The organism is Candidatus Thioglobus autotrophicus, from assembly GCF_001293165.1.
Classification (GTDB): Bacteria; Pseudomonadota; Gammaproteobacteria; order PS1; family Pseudothioglobaceae; genus Thioglobus_A; species Thioglobus_A autotrophicus.
Genome location: NZ_CP010552.1, coordinates 902,657 through 919,418, shown reverse-complemented (window position 1 = coordinate 919,418; position 16,762 = coordinate 902,657). Strand labels below are relative to the sequence as shown.

The following is a 16,762-nucleotide window of genomic DNA, read 5'->3' as shown; positions in this document are numbered from 1 at the left end:
TGTCATTATTTAGCTATTAACCACCCACTGACACAGTTAAACTATTCTTTCTAAATCTACGCTTAATTATGTCAATGTCTTTATCGCTCAGACCTTCAGCATAACACCCATCATGTACCATCAACTTAATATTATTTTGAAACCCAGCAAAAGCAGTATCCATCGCATCTCGTTCAAAATGCTGATATAAATAAGCCATTAATTTCGCCTTCTTAAATAACTTCCTATTTGTCTTGGTTACAGAATACAGGCAATCTACATCTTTTAACTGATCTTTGTTTGCCCTATAAACGGCCTTACCAATCTCAACCATTTCCTGACAATACCCCTTAATAAACCAATTCTTTGTGAACTTACTACGACGAACCCCGTTTTTTATAATGTCGTGAATAGCATTCCCTCTTATATTATTCATGCGAGCGCCAAAGCCGATAGCGGTAATGCACTGCTTGATATTATTAAATTCGTCATCTGAATAATTTTTACCAAATACATCAATAGCGATGCCTATCCTTACTAATTTTTTATGCTTACTAAACTCCGCAATCAAAGAATAATCTAAACCGTACAACTTAGCCTGTTGCATGAGCCATTCATTGGAAGCACTATTAATATCAATTTCAATAGCGTTTGGCAAAGCATCTTGTCGAATTCTCTTTGAAGCGCCTTGTAAATTAATACCGCGATAATATTTACGTCCAAATGGGCTTTCATTAATAATGTGTGGCAAGTAACCAAGCACGGTATGGAAATGTAACAAACTATTAGCAACTTTTATATCATGAGCCTTATGGTACTGAGTCACAGCATGACGTAAAGAATTGGCATCAATATAAACCTTGTCATATTTTAATGGGTCTGCCAAATCATCAATAAACTCATCAAACATCGCACTCGTTACAATCGCACTATTAGTATTTGCTTCATCAAGTATTTTTTGGAAGAAATTAGTTGCTTGCACTAATGAGGTTTTACCTGTAACTTTAGAACCAACCGCAACATCAAAAAATAAAAGGTTAATTGAGTTGACAGTCTTAAGCACACAAAATCTTTTCTTGGAAACTCTAAATGTACCTAAACTATTAGCAAGTTTCGACTTGCTAATATAACGCCTTTTTAAAGCAACTAAATCACTATCGGTACTAAGCTCACATCTAATAAATTCAAAAACAGCCAATTCTAGGAAATGGCTTACTTTCAATAAAGCCTTACTTAAAGGGTAACCGGTTTCAGCACTTAACTTACGTGCAGTATTAGAAACATATAATTCACAATTAGAAATAACTTTAGTCTTAAATTCAATCTTCTTCACAATAAACAATCCTTAGAAGGGGTTGCTACGCAACGCCCAGTAGCAACGCTAACGCTCGCTACTTTTTTTTTACAAACAAACACATAACACAACTAACATTCATACTATTATGTTATGTAACTTTTTTTAAATTTAAGAAGAGCGCTCATGTGAATTTAAAACACTGGTTATTTACAAATAACCTATATAGCTAAATGTTGAAATTTAGCCGAAAAAATGTATGTAGAATTGTATGTAAGAGCCCCAACTGAGGTCTTTTTTTAATTATAAATCAATGGGTTAAGTAAGCAGTTTAATGTACGCCATCTCCACCAAATCAATAAAAAAAGCCGTTTTTTAACGGCTTTTTTTATATTATTTTTTAGACTTAACTTTATTTATCGCCGCGGGTGCTAATGCCAAAAATCTTATAAAGTAGGCAAAAATTAACTAATGCCGTCACTATTAAAACAACACCAACCCAACCCCATACTGGAAGATTGCCTGAAGCAGTTGCAATAACAAGTGCGATTCCGACAATAAGTCTTAAAAATTTATCAGTAGTACCAATATTCTTATTCATAACTATCCTTGTTTTATTTTATTTAGATTCCCAATATACCTAAAATATTTAATAATTGTTATACAATTTATTTATTTTTGTACAACTATTAACACTTATCTAATTATTAAAAATATCTTTTAAGGTGTTTTCAATTTTTGGGTATTTAAAAATAAAACCTTGCTCAGAAAGCTTAGTAGGCTTGATCGCTAAACTTTTAGTTAGAACCTGGGATCCCTCACCAAATATAAGCTTTAATTGCCATTCAAAAGTCGTTAGATAAAATGGACGTCTTAATGTTTTAGCAAATGTCTTTCCAAATGTCTTCTGAGTAATTAAATTTGGAGAGGTTAAATTATAAATTCCAGTTAAATCTTTATTAATTCCATAAGAAAATGCACGAACTAAATCCTTAATATAGATCCAAGGAAAGCACTGCTCTCCTGATCCAATAGGGCCTCCAAGTCCAAACTTATACATAGGAAGCATTTCTTTTAATGCGCCTGATTTCTTACTTAGAACTACGCCAAATCTAAAGATTAACGCATCATTTGAAATTTCTTTAGCAAGCTCTTCCCAACGAGTAGATAGCAAAGACAAGTAGTCTGAGCCAGGCTCGCTACAACTTTCATCTAGGGCGGCGTCGCAATAAGACTCAGGGTAGAACCCTACTGCAGAAGCAAAAATTAGCTTGGGCTTGTTTTTTAATGTGGAAAAAATATCAACCAATTGCTGGTTGGTTTTAATACGGCTATCCCAAATTTCTTGTTTGTATCTTGCAGTCCATCTTTTGGCAACAGAAGCACCACTTAGTTGAATTAGAATATCTGACCATTCAATCTTCTCAGTTAAGAGTTTTGTGGAGGAGTATATACCTCTTCCAAAAGCTTGTACTTGATGATCATCTTGTAAGGTTTCATGAAGTGCCTGACCGACAAGGCCAGTACCTCCTAAAATTAAGATGTTCACTGCTTTAACCAGTCTTGGGTTTTGTCTTCAACGATACCATATAAGCAATCAATATGGTCTTGTCGGTTATTCAATGCAGGAATGTATTGATATTTTTCACCACCAGCCTGCATAAAATATTCTTTATTTTCTTCTTCGATCTCTTCAATAGTTTCAAGACAATCAGCAGAAAACCCTGGACAAATAACCTGAATATTTTTAACACCCTTGCCTGGTAACCCTTTAAGAGTCTCATCGGTATAGTCTTTCATCCACTCTTCTCTACCAAAACGAGATTGATACGTCATTTTGTATGTATCTGGCTCCATCTCTAGCTTTTTGGCTAATAGATAAGTTGTTTGACAACAATGACATGGGTAGCTATCTCCATTATTAAAATATCTTCTTGGTATCCCATGATAGGACATTAATAATAAATCGGGCTTTTCGCCTTCCTTTTGAAAGTCTTTTACGCTGTTTGCTAATGCGCTAATGTAGCGCTCATCATTAAAATAATGATTAACAAATCGCATCTCAGGAACCCTTCTCCAAGTTTTTATTTCATCGGCAACTGCATCAAAAGTTGATCCTGTAGTTGCTGACGCATACTGAGGATATAAAGGTAGTACAATAATTTTATCGCATTCTGCTTTTTCTAAAATTCTTAATGCAGATTTGATCGAAGGATTGCCATAACGCATACCTAGTTCTACTTGATACTTACCTGGATGAATTTTGTCAAATTGTATCTGGAGTGACTCTTCCTGCTGTTTAGAAATATCAAATAATGGCGAACCACTACCGAAAGCGCCCCAAACTGACTGATACGATTTGGCGGATAGTCTAGGTCTAAAATTAAGAATAATGAAATTTAATATCATCTTCCAAATCCATCTAGCTGGAGGTGGCTCAACTACTCTTGTGTCTGACAAGAATTCTTTCAAATAGATTTTAAGCCCGGATTTAGTTGGGGCATCTGGCGTGCCTAAGTTAGTAACCAAAACTCCAATTTTGTCCTGTCCAATAGGCTCATAACGTGTCGTACATTTATACATAATTCTCCTAACTAAATGTTGGCTCTAAGCGCCAACTCTTTAGGATAAGGGTTAAGATAATATTGAGTTGATAAATAATTATTTTTATACCTTCTTTGAAATAAGTTTAAAAGTGCCATAGGTGTTGATAGTGGCGCTTCATAATTTTTATAGGAATCAAAAACAGATAACAACTCTTGTTTTGAATCAGCATCTAATTCATTTTTAAAGTATCCCATTATATGTTGCATGGTATTAATATGCTTGCTTCTTGAAGCTTGAATCTTCATTATTTGCATAAACTCTTTGAAATATACATCTCGAATTTCTTCTATATTATCATGGCGAGCACTAGCAGCGATTCTTCCTAATATGGAGGGATATTGAGACCCTCTTGCCATAATAGAGTATTTATAAGATGCATGAAAGTCTAGCAAGTCACTAATGGTATTTTCAGTCATGGAAAAACGATAATGTGCGTATACCCGCTCTAAAAAATTCTCTTTAATCTTACTATCATTCAGTCGACCTTCATCTTCGATTGGAATATTTGGATTAACTTGTGTAAAAATTTGAGTGAATGCTCCAATGCCACTGTAATCAGGCATTTTATTGCCATCTTGATAGATCGGCACCCTTTCAATGCCACAGCTAGGTGATTTACTTTTAAAGATAAAGCCATTCAACTGATCGGCTAATAGTAAAGACTCCTGCTGTGCAAATTCATGCATAGGTTCACTATAATCAATAGCATGATCATCCCTATCTACTAAGAGAATTCCTTGATTAGAATTGTACAAATGTATTGGTGGTCTAGGTGTGCCCATTCCGGAACCCACTTCAGGGCAAACAGTAACAGGATTAAAATAATGGTTAGCCACTTCATTAACAAATTTATTGTTTTTATGGCTGCCATCAAAGCGAACCTTATGTCCCATTAAACAGGCGCTAATTCCTATATTTGGCTTAGTTTTATTGTTGTCGAAATTTTCCATAATTTAAATTATATACAACAACCTCGACAAATACTTATACAAAAATAAATTTATTGTATAATTAGTCTTACTATGAAAAATAATCAACTATTCCCAATTAGAGAATTGGGCTCCATTACTGGAGTAAATGCATCGACATTAAGAGCCTGGGAAAGGCGCTATGGCTTATTAAAACCCGCAAGAACACCAAAAGGACATCGGCTATATACCAAAGAAGATGTTGATATTGTGGAGAGAATCAAGCAGCTGATAAATGATGGTCATGGATTTACTAGTATTAAAAAAATCATTCAATCTGCTTCAGATGCTAGTTTATTAGAAGATACAAAGAATATTTGGCAAGCACCAATTCATGATATCAAAACAGCGGTATCTGATTATAGTTACGCGCGTGTTGATTCTGTATTTAATGAGATTAGTTCATTGTATCCAATCGAAATAGTGTTTGAAAAATTTATAAGACCGTTGCTTGAATACTATCGACAAAATGATTTATTAATCGCAGAGTCAGGATTTTTTAATAAATGGCTGCAAGTCCGATTTTCTTCAAGATTTCATCATGATAACTGCCTTTCTCATAATGCTAAAAAAATCATATTCTCTGGCCCTCCAGAGCATGAGACGGAATTAATGTTAGTGAGTAATATGATTATCTCACAGGGTTATCAGGCGATGTTTTTTGGAAGCCTTCTGCCACTAAATAACATCGCCTCAGTAGTAGAAAAGTCTGCTGCAAAGGCTTTATTTATTATGCCAAATCAGCATTTGATTGAGCAATTAGATGATTTTAGTCAATCAATTAAAAGTCTTAATATTCCTGTTTTCTTATTTGGTGAGACTATAGCTACTGTAGGGGCGTTCAATGAAGACAGCCAAAAAGCTCATTCTACTTTAGAGAATTTTACTGTTGTTGATCGAATAATCCGATCCACCTTAGAGCCTTTAGGGGTTAAATTTCTAGGCAATAATAGCGCGGTAGCTGTTAATATTTTTCGACAACAAATGCGACATCAATATCATGAATAATTTAATCTGGTTTAGAAATGATTTGCGCATTCAGAATAATATCACTCTGAAAAAAGCCATTGATTGTTCATCTAATTTAGAAGCTGTTTATATTATTCCAAAAGATACTGATTGGTATATTGGAGAGGCCGCACAATGGTATCTTCATAAGAGTCTCATTGCTTTAGAAAAGGACTTATTAGAAATTGGCATTACTTTAAACTTCTATCGAGAAGATACGGCCGAATTTTTCAAGAAAAAAATAGACCAAGATAAAATTGAACGTATATTTTGCACTGAGTCCAATAATCCTATTCAACTTAAGATTGATCAAGAAGTTAACAAGCGATTACCAAAAAACTGCCAATTGAGTTATATTGGTAGAGATACAATTATAAGCCCAGAACAAATTAAGACCAATGATGGTGGCTACTATAAAGTTTACACCCCCTTCTGGAATAAGTTTGAGCAGTTTGTGGGCCAAGAAATATTAGAAAGTCAACAATGTAATATCCCTTTAAAAAAATACTTTAATTCGGGTGAAAAAAATACTAATGTATTAGATTTAAAATTACTACCTGAAAAGGATTGGTATAAGAAATTTGATAAATACTGGCAACCTGGTGAGCGCAACTCATTAGATAATGTGGATAAATTTATTCAAACTAATCTCTTTAAATATAAAGACCATAGAGATTTTATGTCTGATGATGCAACAGCTAAAATCTCTGCAGCTATTAATTTTGGAGAAATTTCTACAGCTGCCTTGTACCAGAGACTTACCCAAGAACTTTATAGTGCTCATGAGTCATGTGAATTAAGTATTCATACGTTTATTAAACAGATGGCATGGAGAGAGTTTGCAAAATATACTTTATTTCATAATTCTGATACTTACTTTAAATCAGCCTATAGCTATTGTGACAGTGATGTTTTATGGAATGGTGATGATATATTGTTTGAACTCTGGAAGACTTCGAAAACTGGAATTCCAATCATAGATTCAGCAATGCAACAACTTCGTGAAGAAGGATGGATGCACAATAGATCAAGAATGATTGTCGCTTCATTTCTAACCAAAAACCTAGGTATACACTGGCTCAAGGGTGCTACATGGTTTTGGGATAGCTTAGTTGATGCTGACCTTGCTCTTAATTCTATGGGGTGGCAATGGGTAGCTGGAACAGCACCCTATTCGGCACAATTTAGCCGTATATTTAACCCGACAATACAAACGCAAAAATATGATAAAAAGGGCGATTATATCAATAAATATTTGCCAAAAAAAAACATACTAACCACGCCAATTGTTTCGATTTCAGACTCGGCTCATGCGGCTAAACTAAGATATAAGAAAATTATATCAATGAAATGACACAGGAGAATTTACAATGAATGCATTATTATTAGTTGCTCACGGAAGCAGAAAAGAATCTTCAAATACTGAGGTTAAGCAGTTGGCTTTACAAATGCAACGACTCACTGATGGAAAGTTTGATTTAGTTAAACATGGTTTTTTAGAATTAGCAGAGCCATCTATACCTGGTGCAATAGATGATTGCGTGAAATGTGGTGCTACTCACATTACTGTAGTACCTTATTTTCTATCGGCTGGAAGACATGTGACGGAAGATATTCCTGAAGAGATTGCAATTGGTCAAAAGAACAATCCTGCTGTTGAGATTACAGTTTCGGGTTATCTTGGTGCTCGTAGTGAAATTGCTGAATTATTAATCAAAGCAGCTGTTTATGCTCAAGGAGGACGCCAATAATGCCCAAGTCTTATAATTTACCAGATATAAAGGGTCACTTTGGCGACTATGGTGGAAATTTTTCAGCAGAAACGCTGTTTGAGCCACTGCAATCTTTAGCGCATAATTATGCTGAAGCCCTTAAAGATTCAGAATTTCAAGCTGAATTTGATGATGATTTAAAGCACTATGTTGGTCGCTCTACTCCACTTTATCATGCTAAAAATTTAAGCCAAAAAGTTGGTGGTGCACAGATTTATCTTAAACGTGAAGACTTAAATCATACTGGTGCTCATAAAATAAACAATGCCATTGGACAAGCATTACTCGCTAAGCGAATGGGGAAAACTCGAATTATTGCTGAAACTGGCGCAGGCCAACATGGTGTTGCAACCGCAACCGTTGCTGCTCGCTTAGGATTAGAGTGTGTCGTTTATATGGGTGAGGTTGATGTGGCTCGCCAGGCACTAAATGTTTTTCGTATGAAGCTGCTGGGTGCAACTGTTATTCCTGTTACATCAGGCTCGAAAACACTTAAAGACGCTCTCAACGAAGCGATGCGTGACTGGGTAACTAATGTTGATGACACATTCTATATTATCGGCACTGTTGCTGGCCCTCATCCCTACCCAATGATGGTTAGAGACTTTCAGTCTGTGATTGGAAAAGAGGCCAAGGCACAATTTAATGAACAAGTAGGCGGTTTACCTGATGCCTTAGTGGCTTGTGTAGGTGGAGGATCAAACGCAATAGGGCTTTTTCATGAATTTGTCGATGATACTTCAGTCGGTATTTATGGTGTTGAAGCATCGGGCTTCGGATTAGATACTGATCAGCATTCAGCGCCTTTAAACAAAGGAAGGCCTGGCGTTCTTCATGGAAATAGAACATATGTAGTTTGTGATGATAAAGGACAAATTGGGGCAACGCATTCAATTTCTGCCGGATTAGACTATCCAGGTGTTGGCCCAGAACATGCTTATTTAAAAGATTCTGGTAGAGCTTCATATGCATCAATTACTGATGATGAGGCATTGGCTGCATTTCACACTTTAACGAAAGTAGAGGGAATCTTGCCAGCATTAGAATCTTCTCATGCTGTTGCTTATGCTATAAAACTTGCCAAAGAGTTAGGCCAAGATAAGAATATCATTGTCAATCTCTCGGGTAGAGGAGACAAAGATATTGATACCGTCAGATCAATTATGAAAGAGTTGTAACTGATGATTAAAGTATTTTATGATGGTAAATGTAGCGTTTGCTCAAAAGAAATTAATCATTACAAAAATATTGCCTCAAAGGATGTTTTTGAATGGGTAGATGTCACTGAATCAGGCCTTGATTTATCTAAAGAAAATTTTTCACTAGCAGAGGCATTAAAAGTATTACATGTTAAAAATTCTAAAAATGAACTATCTTTAGGCTTGGATGCATTCATTTTAATCTGGTCTAAATTACCTAAGTTTAGGATATTAGCAACTATAACTTCTTTTCCGGTAATCAGATCTATATTGCGATTTGCTTATAAAAAATTTGCGAACTGGCGATTTAAAAGAATTAAATACTGCAATATGAATTAACAAGATATGAAAAAACAGTTAATAAAAATATTAATAAGTGTTAGTGGTGTTTTGCTAATTATATTTATCTTATCCGGAGTAATTATGAGTGATGTAGAGCAGCCAAAATATGATGTTATTGAGCAAAACTCACCTATCGAAATTAGGCAATATAGTGCATTAATTGTTTCGGAAGTGGTTGTTAAAAATACTAGAAAATTATCTATTAATGAAGGGTTTAAATTAATTGCTGATTATATTTTTGGCAATAACCAGCAACAAACGAAAATTAGCATGACTGCACCAGTCACTCAGCAAAAGTCAGAAAATGGATGGATTGTTCGATTTATAATGCCGGCTGAGCATTCATTAGATACCTTACCAAAACCAGAAAACCCTGCGGTTAAAATTAAAAAAATTGATCAACAGAAATTCGTTGTCATTAAATTTTCGGGCTTATCCTCTGAGGATAACATCCAGCAACATGAATTAAAATTAACACAATACATATTAGATAACGGGCTACAAACTCAGAATAGCCCTATTTATGCGTTTTACAACCCACCATGGACATTGCCATTTTTACGTCGAAATGAAATACTAATCGAACTGAAATAATTAAACTTTACCTCTAATCAGATAAACAACAATCGCAATAATAAAGCCAAGGATAAATAATTCAAACATCAGTTTAATCGTTGATTGAGTAACAAGCCACACCACCCTTTTCTGAGCCTGCTGCAAACATACAGCGGGTATCAGGGTTATCCGCCGGGATCCATTCGTAAACACGAATATTCCAACCAGCAGTTTCGATCAAATACTCAGATGATGGCTTAATAGTTGTAGCGCCCATCGTTGTCATTTTTTCCCAAATTCCTGCTTGAGAAGATACAGAAGCTGCAAATGCAATTAAGAAAGTGATTGGTTTAATTTTCATATTTTTTCCATTGTTTTTAACTAGATTAGTGCATACCACGTTGTTTTTTAATAAGTTCATAGGCACTAATAATGCCTTGTGTTTTTTCTTTGGCAATTTTCATCATCTCTTCTGGCAAGCCTTTAGCCACTAACTTGTCTGGATGATGTTGTGCTAACAATCGACGATAAACTCGTTTTAATTCTTTGTCAGTAAGATTCTTATCTGCACCAAGCACTACGTAAGCATCATCGACTGTTAGTTGGCTTGCATGACCTCTGGTGGCGTTAAATTGTTGAATTAGATTTTCTAACTCATGCAGGGGAAAATGTAGTTTTTGCGCAATATATCTAAGGGCATCATACTCTTGATCATCCAAAATTCCATCAGCATAAGTAGCTTGAATTTGAATCTCTAAAAACATACGCACCAGATGGGTACGTCTATGGCTTTCGACGCGGAACTGTTCAAGCACTTCATCTAGATTAAAGTCTTTATGCTTACCTTGGTTAAACAATTCTTTTGCAACTTTCTGCATATCATCTGCTAATTGCATATGCTGCATTACTTGCTGAGCTAAGAGAATCTCTTCTTTTGATACTTTGCCATCCACTTTGGCAATATAGCCCATCACTGAAAATAAACTGCTGAAAAATGCTGCCTGAACACGCTGCTGATCGCCCAGATGATGATCTTTATCAAATCCACCAAAACTAGACTTCCCTTTAGAGAAATTGCCCGCAAATGCCGCGCCAAGCATCGCACCTAAAGGCCCACCAAGCATAAAGCCAAACGCACCACCTAAAACTGTTGTCCACCAACTCATAACTATCGTCCTGCTTAAGTATTACTTTTTTTAGGTTTTTTCTTTGGCTTGTTATCCCAAAAGCTTTTTTTCTTATTGTCTTTTTTATCTTTAGAGTTGCTATTTTTTCCGTATCTAGGCTTGTTGCGACTGTTATCCTTTTTGGGTTTTTTCTTCTTTGGTGCTGGTTGATTTTTAAGCGACTCTGGCAGGTTGTGATCTGGCACAAAATCGTCCACCATAATACGATCCAACTTATTTTGAATTAGACGCTCAATATCAAATAACTGCTTCGCTTCATCCGCACTGACAAGCGAGATTGCCTCACCCTTTGAACCAGCGCGTCCCGTTCTACCAATACGATGCACATAATCTTCTGGTACGTTTGGCAAGTCAAAATTAACCACGTGTGGCAGCTCAGCAATATCAATACCGCGTGCGGCAATATCAGTGGCTACCAAGACATTAACCTTACCATTTTTAAAATCTGCCAGGGCTCGTGTACGAGCACCTTGAGATTTGTTGCCATGAATCGCAGCCGCACTAATGCCTTTTTTTCCGAGCTGTGTGGCAATACGATTAGCGCCATGCTTAGTACGACTAAACACTAGCACTTGATACCAAGCATGATCCTGAATTAATTGAGTTAATAGCGCTTGTTTTTTAGACTTATCAACAGGGTGAATCCACTGTTTAACCGATTTAACTGTTGTATTGCGCACCGCAGTTGAAATTTCTACTGGATTATGAACCAGAGATTTTGCCAATTTTCTGATCTCATCAGAAAACGTCGCTGAAAACATTAACGTCTGTCTTTTAGGCGGTAACGTCTTTAAAATTCTCTTAATATCTGGCAAAAAACCCATATCTAGCATTCTATCTGCTTCATCAAATACGATGATTTCAAGTTCGTCAAACTTGACAGCATTTTGCGAATGAAGATCTAGCAAGCGCCCCGGTGTTGCCACTAAAATATCAACACCGCCACGTAGCTTTTGCATTTGCGGGTTAATCTTAACACCGCCAAAAACCACAGCTGACTTAAGCGGCAAATGCTTGCCATAAGTATTCACGCTATCTTGCACTTGAGCGGCAAGTTCACGAGTTGGTGTCAGTATTAGAGCGCGAACTTGGTTTGATTTAGTCGGCTGACCTTTTGACAAAAGCTGCAAAATTGGCAAGGTAAAACCAGCTGTTTTTCCTGTCCCTGTTTGCGCGGCAGCCATCACATCTTTGCCTTCTAAAACCAAAGGAATAGATTTCTCTTGAATGGGGGAAGGTGTATCGTAGCCTTGTTTTTTAACAGCCTCTAGAATAGCATCTGATAAGCCTAATTTTGTAAAACCCATAATTTGTTGCGCATAAATATAAAGGTGCCTATTTTACATTTACCTTGTAAGAGCAATCTATAATACTTCGTATGAATAATTACCAAGCTATTAAAAGCCCTTGTATTGGAATTTGCAAATACAACAAAGACAGATATTGTGTAGGCTGTAAGCGACATAGCGACGAAATAACTGGCTGGATTAACTACTCAAATGACCTTAAAAAAGCCATCACTAAAGATCTAAAAGATCGAACTATTGATGATTGAGCTACAAGATCATTCAATTATGTGCCCTTATTGTGGGGAGTTTATCGATATAGAGGTCGATTGTTCTGAGCCTGATCAAAGTTATATTGAGGACTGTTCAGTTTGCTGTCGACCGATTAATATCACAACAACAATTGACTTTGATGAAAATGTTTATATATCAGCGAAACATGAAGACGAATAGCTATTAACTCATTTCTTCAGGTGTTCTTGCTTTAATGGTTAATGCATGTAATTCACCAGAATCAATTTCTGGACGAACAGTTGCCAGCACCATTTTCTGACGAGCTAGCAACGACATACCCTCAAAAACATTTGACACTACAACTGTAGAACAATTACAACCGTCACCTTGCATGGTGACGGTTGAGTCCTGAACACCTGCTTCTAGTTTTGCTTGAATTTCATCTAATGTCATTTTTTTAAGCTCCGAACATGCCCTTAAGCATAAAGAAAAATATGATTGACATCATTGCGCCAGCTGGCAATGTGATCAACCATGAAAGAAAAATTTTGTTAATCATGCGAGTATCCAATGCTGCCAAACCTCTTGCCAGACCAACACCTAAAACTGCGCCCACTAACACTTGCGTGGTTGATACTGGAAGGCCAGTACCAGATGCAATTACAACAGTGGCAGCTGCCGCTAAAGTTGCAGCAAAACCTCTTGAAGGGGTTAACTGAGTAATACCAGTTCCCACTGTGGCAATAACTTTATGACCATAAGTCACTAGACCAAATACGATACCACCACCACCAACTAACAACACCCAAATAGGCAAGGCACTTTTCGCACCAATTAGTCCGCCACTTTCAATAACACTATAAATCGCTGCTAATGGACCAATCGCATTAGCAACATCATTTGATCCATGAGCAAACGCCATTGCCGCTGCAGTAATAATCATTAGTACACTGAAAATTCTTTCCATAGAGGTAAAGTGAAAGTCATCATTTTCATTAGGATCAACATGAATACGCCTAATAATAAGCGTGCCGACCAACATAACCAACAGCCCAAAACCAAATGCCAACATGTAGCTAGTTGACAGATCAAAACTTAAGCCAACATGCTTAAGGCCTTTAAAAATAGTCACAAGTGAAATAACAAAACCCACTAAAAACATATAAAACGGTACGTATTTTTTAGCGTTATCAAATGGATGTTTGGTGTCAATAATCAGATTTTGCAAGCTTCTAAAGAGCATAAAAGCAATGGATCCTGCCAAAATTGGGGAAACAATCCAACTCATGGCAATATTACCAACCTTGCCCCAAGCAACCGCATCAACTCCAACACCCACAGCGCCAAAACCAACAATAGCGCCAACAATAGAGTGTGTGGTTGACACCGGCCAGCCTAAATTAGAGGCAACCATCAGCCACGTGCCTGCTGCTAATAGTGAAGCCAACATACCGTAGACCAATAAATGTGGGCTATCGGTAAAAATATTTGCATCTAAAATACCTTTACGAATGGTTGCTGTTACCTCTCCACCGGCCAAGATAGCGCCCGCAAATTCAAAAATAACAGCGATAATAATCGCTTGTTTAATAGTAATCGCACCAGAACCTACCGAAGTTCCCATGGCATTAGCCACATCATTAGCACCCACACCCCAAGCCATAAATAAGCCAAAAGCCACTGCCAACATTAATAAAATATCACCGTAATTTGCAATAATTTCCATAATAGAGTCCTTTTAACTGATTATTTTGCGAGCAATACTTCTAGTCGAGAGCCGACTTTTTGCGCCGCATCTGCTAACTCACCAAGCCACTCTACAGCGCGATAATAAAACATCACATCAACAGGAGGTAAATCAGCCTCTAATGGAAATAATTTGGTTCGGATCACGTGTTGAATTCGGTCTGATTCGCTTTCTAATTCATTAATATCACTAATGATAGAGCCAACCACTTTGCGTTCACGATTGCCAAAGGCAGTTTCTAATAGTTCATCCAGCTCATTAACCGCTTTAAGCGCCGTTGCTGAAGTTTTAATGCAAACACTGGTCAGCTCAATAACATCCTCAAAGATTTCATTTGGCAAAGTCATTTTTCGATTAATCATCAGGCCTGATACATCTTTAGTCAGGTTGGCGATAGAGTCTTGAATAAGCAACAAATCAAGCAAATCTCTACGAGAGAAAGGCATCATGAAGGTAGAGGGTAAACTTAGGCGTAGCTTTTTCTTCAAAACATCAGCCTCGCCTTCCTTATCGCCGATTTTTGAGCGAATTTCTTCAGCCTTGTCCCAATCTTGGGCATGAATAGCAACCATAAAATCTTTTAATTCGGCAATACACGAATGTACACTGGTCATATGATGCTGGAGTGGGCTAATTGGAGATTTTCCAAATAAACCATCAATAATACTTTTAGCCATATTTGCTACCTGTTTTTTTGTTGTTTAGTTAAATGCGAATTTTCTATAAAAACACACAAGTGTCAACCCCTTATTTGGATTTTTTTTTGGCGGGCGGATTATCTTGATCATCGTCAAATAAAATACGCTGACCTTCTCCTTCCAGATCTTCAAACTGCCCACTCTTAACCCCCATCATTAAAAGGATTACAAGCACAACGCCGACAAAAATCATACTCGGTATCAACCAATAAATTACATCCATTTATTCCACTCTTTTGTGTCAATCATAACATTAATTGCGTTTATTTTTTATTCAAGAAGCTCATTTTTTGGGAGCTTATTGGACATTTTCTCAAAATATGCTCAATTTTTCACTTATTTTTTTCATTAAAAATGGCTGTAATAACACCCCTTTTCCAAGTGCTAATCATGGCCTTTATTATAAAATCCAAGCTTAATATTGTTTAATATAATCAGAGCAACGATTGTCATTAGTGCGCCGAGTATGGTTGTCCAATACCAATTTTCGTTTAAAAATAGCACACTTAAACCAACGGCAAAAAATGGCACTAAAAAAGTAAATACACTGGCTTGCTTGGAGCCTAATTTTTGAATACCTAAAAAATAAACGGTAGTGGCAAATGTCGTGGAGCCAATCGTAACAATCAAAAAACTAAGCCAAAATACACTATCCATAGCCAAGATAGAGCCGTGAGTTGGCTCAAAAAAGAAGGTTAAATCAAAAAGCGCTGTCATCAAATAAATATAAAAACTCAGTGTTGCAGGTACAACTGACTTGGCATAGGTGGTAACAATAGACATCAAAGCCCAACAAGTTGCTGCGGCCAATAGATACACACTGGTACCGCTTATAATCTCACTGAGCTGAAACTGCCAAATATTCATGGTAACCAAAACCCCAAAAACACCCAACAATAAAGCCAGCCAATCCTTGTTTTGGGTTTTCTTCTGCTTACTAAACATCATCAGCAAATACACCAATACTGGCATCAGCGTCGTTACTACCGCACCTGCCAATCCTGGGGCGCCATATTTAGTACTTAAGAAATAATATTTAGAATAATAAATCAGTAGAATAGCTGCGGCACAGGCCACCAAAAAATGTTGAAAACTAATCTTAAAGCTTAATTTCATCCACCACAACACAGGCACCATAGTGATGGTTGTAATGATGTAGCGATAGCTTATAAATTCATGCACGTTAATGTAATTTGACAGCACATTCGCAATCGGCCAAGAGGCGCCCCAGAACAACATAGCAAGCACAATCCAAAGGGATAGCTGGCGATCATTACTCATGACAAGCCCAACAAAACACCAACAGAAACCATAATCGTGCCACTAATTTTATTAATACGCACATCCATTCCTGGCTTGGCAAATATTTTCTTAATCTTTCCAACAGTAATATTAATCACGCTAATACCGACAATAAGCCCCACGCCAACGGTGGCTAAAATTTCTAAAGCATAGAGTATGCTAACTTGAGATAGGTCAATAAAGGCTGGCAAAATAGCAATATAAAAAATCATCACTTTAGGATTGGTTAGGCTAATTATTAGCCCCGTTAAAAACTCCTTAGCATTCGTCTTGTGTTTAGACTTTGAGCTTAGCTTTACTTTGTGCGCATTCCAAGCGCCATAGCCTAAATAAATTAAATAAAGCCCGCCAAGAACCCTAACATAATCCATGAGTGGTGTAATAACCTCGGCAAATAAATCCAGCGAAAAAAGTACTGCGGCCAAATACACCAAATCGCCCAGCACCATACCAAGTGATAAATAAAAAGCCGGCACAAACCCTTGTGCCATACTCTTGGCAAATACCGCCAAAGTGCCCGGCCCAGGTGTAATCACAAACACAAAGGCAATTAAAAATAAAGAGGTGAAATCAAGTAATGTCAT

General features: G+C 36.8%; 22 protein-coding genes. 8 read left to right on the top strand and 14 right to left on the bottom strand.

The features are described 5' to 3' along the window. Window positions 1–16: 16 nt before the first annotated feature. From SP60_RS04965 to SP60_RS04945, 5 genes are all read right to left on the bottom strand, one after another. Window positions 17–1,312, bottom strand: a complete 1,296-nt coding sequence (locus SP60_RS04965) for a hypothetical protein (protein WP_053951572.1) — start codon at window positions 1,310–1,312, stop codon at window positions 17–19. A 373-nt stretch (window positions 1,313–1,685) separates the two neighbouring features. Further along, complete coding sequence (locus SP60_RS04960; RefSeq protein ID WP_053951571.1) at window positions 1,686–1,874, bottom strand: YgaP family membrane protein; 189 nt, start codon at window positions 1,872–1,874, stop codon at window positions 1,686–1,688. Between the two features lie 99 nt (window positions 1,875–1,973). Then, the gene (locus SP60_RS04955; protein WP_053951570.1) at window positions 1,974–2,822 is read right to left on the bottom strand and encodes a TIGR01777 family oxidoreductase; all 849 of its coding nucleotides are present in this window, start codon (window positions 2,820–2,822) and stop codon (window positions 1,974–1,976) included. Continuing rightward, window positions 2,819–3,856 (bottom strand): ferrochelatase, encoded by a 1,038-nt coding sequence (gene hemH, locus SP60_RS04950; protein ID WP_053951569.1) that lies wholly within the window; start codon window positions 3,854–3,856, stop codon window positions 2,819–2,821. The genes SP60_RS04955 and hemH overlap by 4 nt, the downstream gene beginning before the upstream one ends. A gap of 11 nt (window positions 3,857–3,867) precedes the next feature. Next, window positions 3,868–4,830 carry a YbgA family protein gene (locus SP60_RS04945; RefSeq protein WP_053951568.1) on the bottom strand — a complete coding sequence of 321 codons (963 nt, stop codon included), beginning with the start codon at window positions 4,828–4,830 and terminating at the stop codon, window positions 3,868–3,870. A 72-nt stretch (window positions 4,831–4,902) separates the two neighbouring features. On the opposite strand from SP60_RS04945, the gene SP60_RS04940 reads away from it, so the two are divergent. The 6 genes from SP60_RS04940 to SP60_RS04915 all read left to right on the top strand — a co-directional run bounded on the left by SP60_RS04940 (window position 4,903) and on the right by SP60_RS04915 (window position 9,763). Further along, complete coding sequence (locus tag SP60_RS04940) at window positions 4,903–5,856, top strand: MerR family transcriptional regulator (RefSeq protein WP_053951567.1); 954 nt, start codon at window positions 4,903–4,905, stop codon at window positions 5,854–5,856. After that, window positions 5,849–7,210: a cryptochrome/photolyase family protein gene (locus SP60_RS04935; protein ID WP_053951566.1), complete on the top strand. Its 1,362-nt coding sequence runs from the start codon at window positions 5,849–5,851 to the stop codon at window positions 7,208–7,210. The genes SP60_RS04940 and SP60_RS04935 overlap by 8 nt, the downstream gene beginning before the upstream one ends. A 16-nt stretch (window positions 7,211–7,226) precedes the next feature. After that, window positions 7,227–7,607 (top strand): sirohydrochlorin chelatase, encoded by a 381-nt coding sequence (locus SP60_RS04930; RefSeq protein WP_053951565.1) that lies wholly within the window; start codon window positions 7,227–7,229, stop codon window positions 7,605–7,607. Continuing rightward, the gene (gene trpB, locus SP60_RS04925; RefSeq protein WP_053951564.1) at window positions 7,607–8,806 is read left to right on the top strand and encodes a tryptophan synthase subunit beta; all 1,200 of its coding nucleotides are present in this window, start codon (window positions 7,607–7,609) and stop codon (window positions 8,804–8,806) included. The genes SP60_RS04930 and trpB overlap by 1 nt, the downstream gene beginning before the upstream one ends. 3 nt (window positions 8,807–8,809) lie before the next feature. After that, complete coding sequence (locus tag SP60_RS04920; protein WP_053951563.1) at window positions 8,810–9,166, top strand: thiol-disulfide oxidoreductase DCC family protein; 357 nt, start codon at window positions 8,810–8,812, stop codon at window positions 9,164–9,166. 84 nt (window positions 9,167–9,250) lie between these two features. Further along, window positions 9,251–9,763: an SOUL family heme-binding protein gene (locus SP60_RS04915; protein WP_053951562.1), complete on the top strand. Its 513-nt coding sequence runs from the start codon at window positions 9,251–9,253 to the stop codon at window positions 9,761–9,763. Window positions 9,764–9,836: 73 nt separating this feature from the next. On the opposite strand, the gene SP60_RS04910 is transcribed toward SP60_RS04915, so the two are convergent. Genes SP60_RS04910 through SP60_RS04900 form a run of 3 tightly spaced genes read right to left on the bottom strand, consistent with a single transcriptional unit; the run spans window position 9,837 to window position 12,218 of the window. Further along, window positions 9,837–10,085 (bottom strand): hypothetical protein, encoded by a 249-nt coding sequence (locus tag SP60_RS04910; protein WP_144418594.1) that lies wholly within the window; start codon window positions 10,083–10,085, stop codon window positions 9,837–9,839. A gap of 25 nt (window positions 10,086–10,110) precedes the next feature. Continuing rightward, window positions 10,111–10,890 carry a co-chaperone DjlA gene (gene djlA / locus SP60_RS04905; protein WP_053951560.1) on the bottom strand — a complete coding sequence of 260 codons (780 nt, stop codon included), beginning with the start codon at window positions 10,888–10,890 and terminating at the stop codon, window positions 10,111–10,113. Between the two features lie 14 nt (window positions 10,891–10,904). Beyond that, entirely contained in the window at window positions 10,905–12,218 is a 1,314-nt protein-coding gene (locus SP60_RS04900; RefSeq protein WP_053951559.1) for a DEAD/DEAH box helicase, read from the bottom strand. A 71-nt stretch (window positions 12,219–12,289) separates the two neighbouring features. Here SP60_RS04900 and SP60_RS08260 point away from each other — a divergent pair, with 71 nt between their 5' ends. Together SP60_RS08260 and SP60_RS04895 are read left to right on the top strand one after the other, a co-directional pair. Beyond that, window positions 12,290–12,466, top strand: coding sequence for a DUF1289 domain-containing protein (locus SP60_RS08260; protein ID WP_082319644.1), 177 nt, complete (start codon window positions 12,290–12,292; stop codon window positions 12,464–12,466). Further along, window positions 12,459–12,650, top strand: coding sequence for a CPXCG motif-containing cysteine-rich protein (locus tag SP60_RS04895; RefSeq protein WP_053951558.1), 192 nt, complete (start codon window positions 12,459–12,461; stop codon window positions 12,648–12,650). Before SP60_RS08260 ends, SP60_RS04895 begins: the two co-directional genes overlap by 8 nt. 3 nt (window positions 12,651–12,653) lie before the next feature. Here SP60_RS04895 and SP60_RS04890 read toward each other — a convergent pair whose 3' ends face one another. From SP60_RS04890 to SP60_RS04865, 6 genes are all read right to left on the bottom strand, one after another. Continuing rightward, window positions 12,654–12,884: a BolA family protein gene (locus SP60_RS04890; RefSeq protein ID WP_053951557.1), complete on the bottom strand. Its 231-nt coding sequence runs from the start codon at window positions 12,882–12,884 to the stop codon at window positions 12,654–12,656. Between the two features lie 4 nt (window positions 12,885–12,888). Further along, complete coding sequence (locus SP60_RS04885; protein ID WP_053951556.1) at window positions 12,889–14,157, bottom strand: inorganic phosphate transporter; 1,269 nt, start codon at window positions 14,155–14,157, stop codon at window positions 12,889–12,891. 20 nt (window positions 14,158–14,177) lie between these two features. Further along, window positions 14,178–14,855: a TIGR00153 family protein gene (locus tag SP60_RS04880; RefSeq protein WP_053951555.1), complete on the bottom strand. Its 678-nt coding sequence runs from the start codon at window positions 14,853–14,855 to the stop codon at window positions 14,178–14,180. A gap of 70 nt (window positions 14,856–14,925) precedes the next feature. Continuing rightward, complete coding sequence (ccoS, locus tag SP60_RS04875) at window positions 14,926–15,099, bottom strand: cbb3-type cytochrome oxidase assembly protein CcoS (protein WP_053951554.1); 174 nt, start codon at window positions 15,097–15,099, stop codon at window positions 14,926–14,928. Between the two features lie 161 nt (window positions 15,100–15,260). After that, window positions 15,261–16,157, bottom strand: coding sequence for a DMT family transporter (locus SP60_RS04870; RefSeq protein WP_053951553.1), 897 nt, complete (start codon window positions 16,155–16,157; stop codon window positions 15,261–15,263). Continuing rightward, the gene (locus SP60_RS04865) at window positions 16,154–16,762 is read right to left on the bottom strand and encodes a LysE family translocator (protein WP_053951552.1); all 609 of its coding nucleotides are present in this window, start codon (window positions 16,760–16,762) and stop codon (window positions 16,154–16,156) included. Before SP60_RS04865 ends, SP60_RS04870 begins: the two co-directional genes overlap by 4 nt.

Coding starts and splice junctions, on each gene's coding strand:
- SP60_RS04960 (WP_053951571.1), bottom strand. CDS start 1,874: ATGAATAAGAATATTGGTACTACTGATAAATTTTTAAGACTTATTGTC.
- hemH (WP_053951569.1), bottom strand. CDS start 3,856: ATGTATAAATGTACGACACGTTATGAGCCTATTGGACAGGACAAAATT.
- SP60_RS04945 (WP_053951568.1), bottom strand. CDS start 4,830: ATGGAAAATTTCGACAACAATAAAACTAAGCCAAATATAGGAATTAGC.
- SP60_RS04940 (WP_053951567.1), top strand. CDS start 4,903: ATGAAAAATAATCAACTATTCCCAATTAGAGAATTGGGCTCCATTACT.
- SP60_RS04935 (WP_053951566.1), top strand. CDS start 5,849: ATGAATAATTTAATCTGGTTTAGAAATGATTTGCGCATTCAGAATAAT.
- SP60_RS04930 (WP_053951565.1), top strand. CDS start 7,227: ATGAATGCATTATTATTAGTTGCTCACGGAAGCAGAAAAGAATCTTCA.
- trpB (WP_053951564.1), top strand. CDS start 7,607: ATGCCCAAGTCTTATAATTTACCAGATATAAAGGGTCACTTTGGCGAC.
- SP60_RS04920 (WP_053951563.1), top strand. CDS start 8,810: ATGATTAAAGTATTTTATGATGGTAAATGTAGCGTTTGCTCAAAAGAA.
- SP60_RS04915 (WP_053951562.1), top strand. CDS start 9,251: ATGAGTGATGTAGAGCAGCCAAAATATGATGTTATTGAGCAAAACTCA.
- SP60_RS04910 (WP_144418594.1), bottom strand. CDS start 10,085: ATGAAAATTAAACCAATCACTTTCTTAATTGCATTTGCAGCTTCTGTA.
- djlA (WP_053951560.1), bottom strand. CDS start 10,890: ATGAGTTGGTGGACAACAGTTTTAGGTGGTGCGTTTGGCTTTATGCTT.
- SP60_RS04900 (WP_053951559.1), bottom strand. CDS start 12,218: ATGGGTTTTACAAAATTAGGCTTATCAGATGCTATTCTAGAGGCTGTT.
- SP60_RS08260 (WP_082319644.1), top strand. CDS start 12,290: ATGAATAATTACCAAGCTATTAAAAGCCCTTGTATTGGAATTTGCAAA.
- SP60_RS04895 (WP_053951558.1), top strand. CDS start 12,459: ATGATTGAGCTACAAGATCATTCAATTATGTGCCCTTATTGTGGGGAG.
- SP60_RS04890 (WP_053951557.1), bottom strand. CDS start 12,884: ATGACATTAGATGAAATTCAAGCAAAACTAGAAGCAGGTGTTCAGGAC.
- SP60_RS04885 (WP_053951556.1), bottom strand. CDS start 14,157: ATGGAAATTATTGCAAATTACGGTGATATTTTATTAATGTTGGCAGTG.
- SP60_RS04880 (WP_053951555.1), bottom strand. CDS start 14,855: ATGGCTAAAAGTATTATTGATGGTTTATTTGGAAAATCTCCAATTAGC.
- ccoS (WP_053951554.1), bottom strand. CDS start 15,099: ATGGATGTAATTTATTGGTTGATACCGAGTATGATTTTTGTCGGCGTT.
- SP60_RS04870 (WP_053951553.1), bottom strand. CDS start 16,157: ATGAGTAATGATCGCCAGCTATCCCTTTGGATTGTGCTTGCTATGTTG.
- SP60_RS04865 (WP_053951552.1), bottom strand. CDS start 16,762: ATGACATTACTTGATTTCACCTCTTTATTTTTAATTGCCTTTGTGTTT.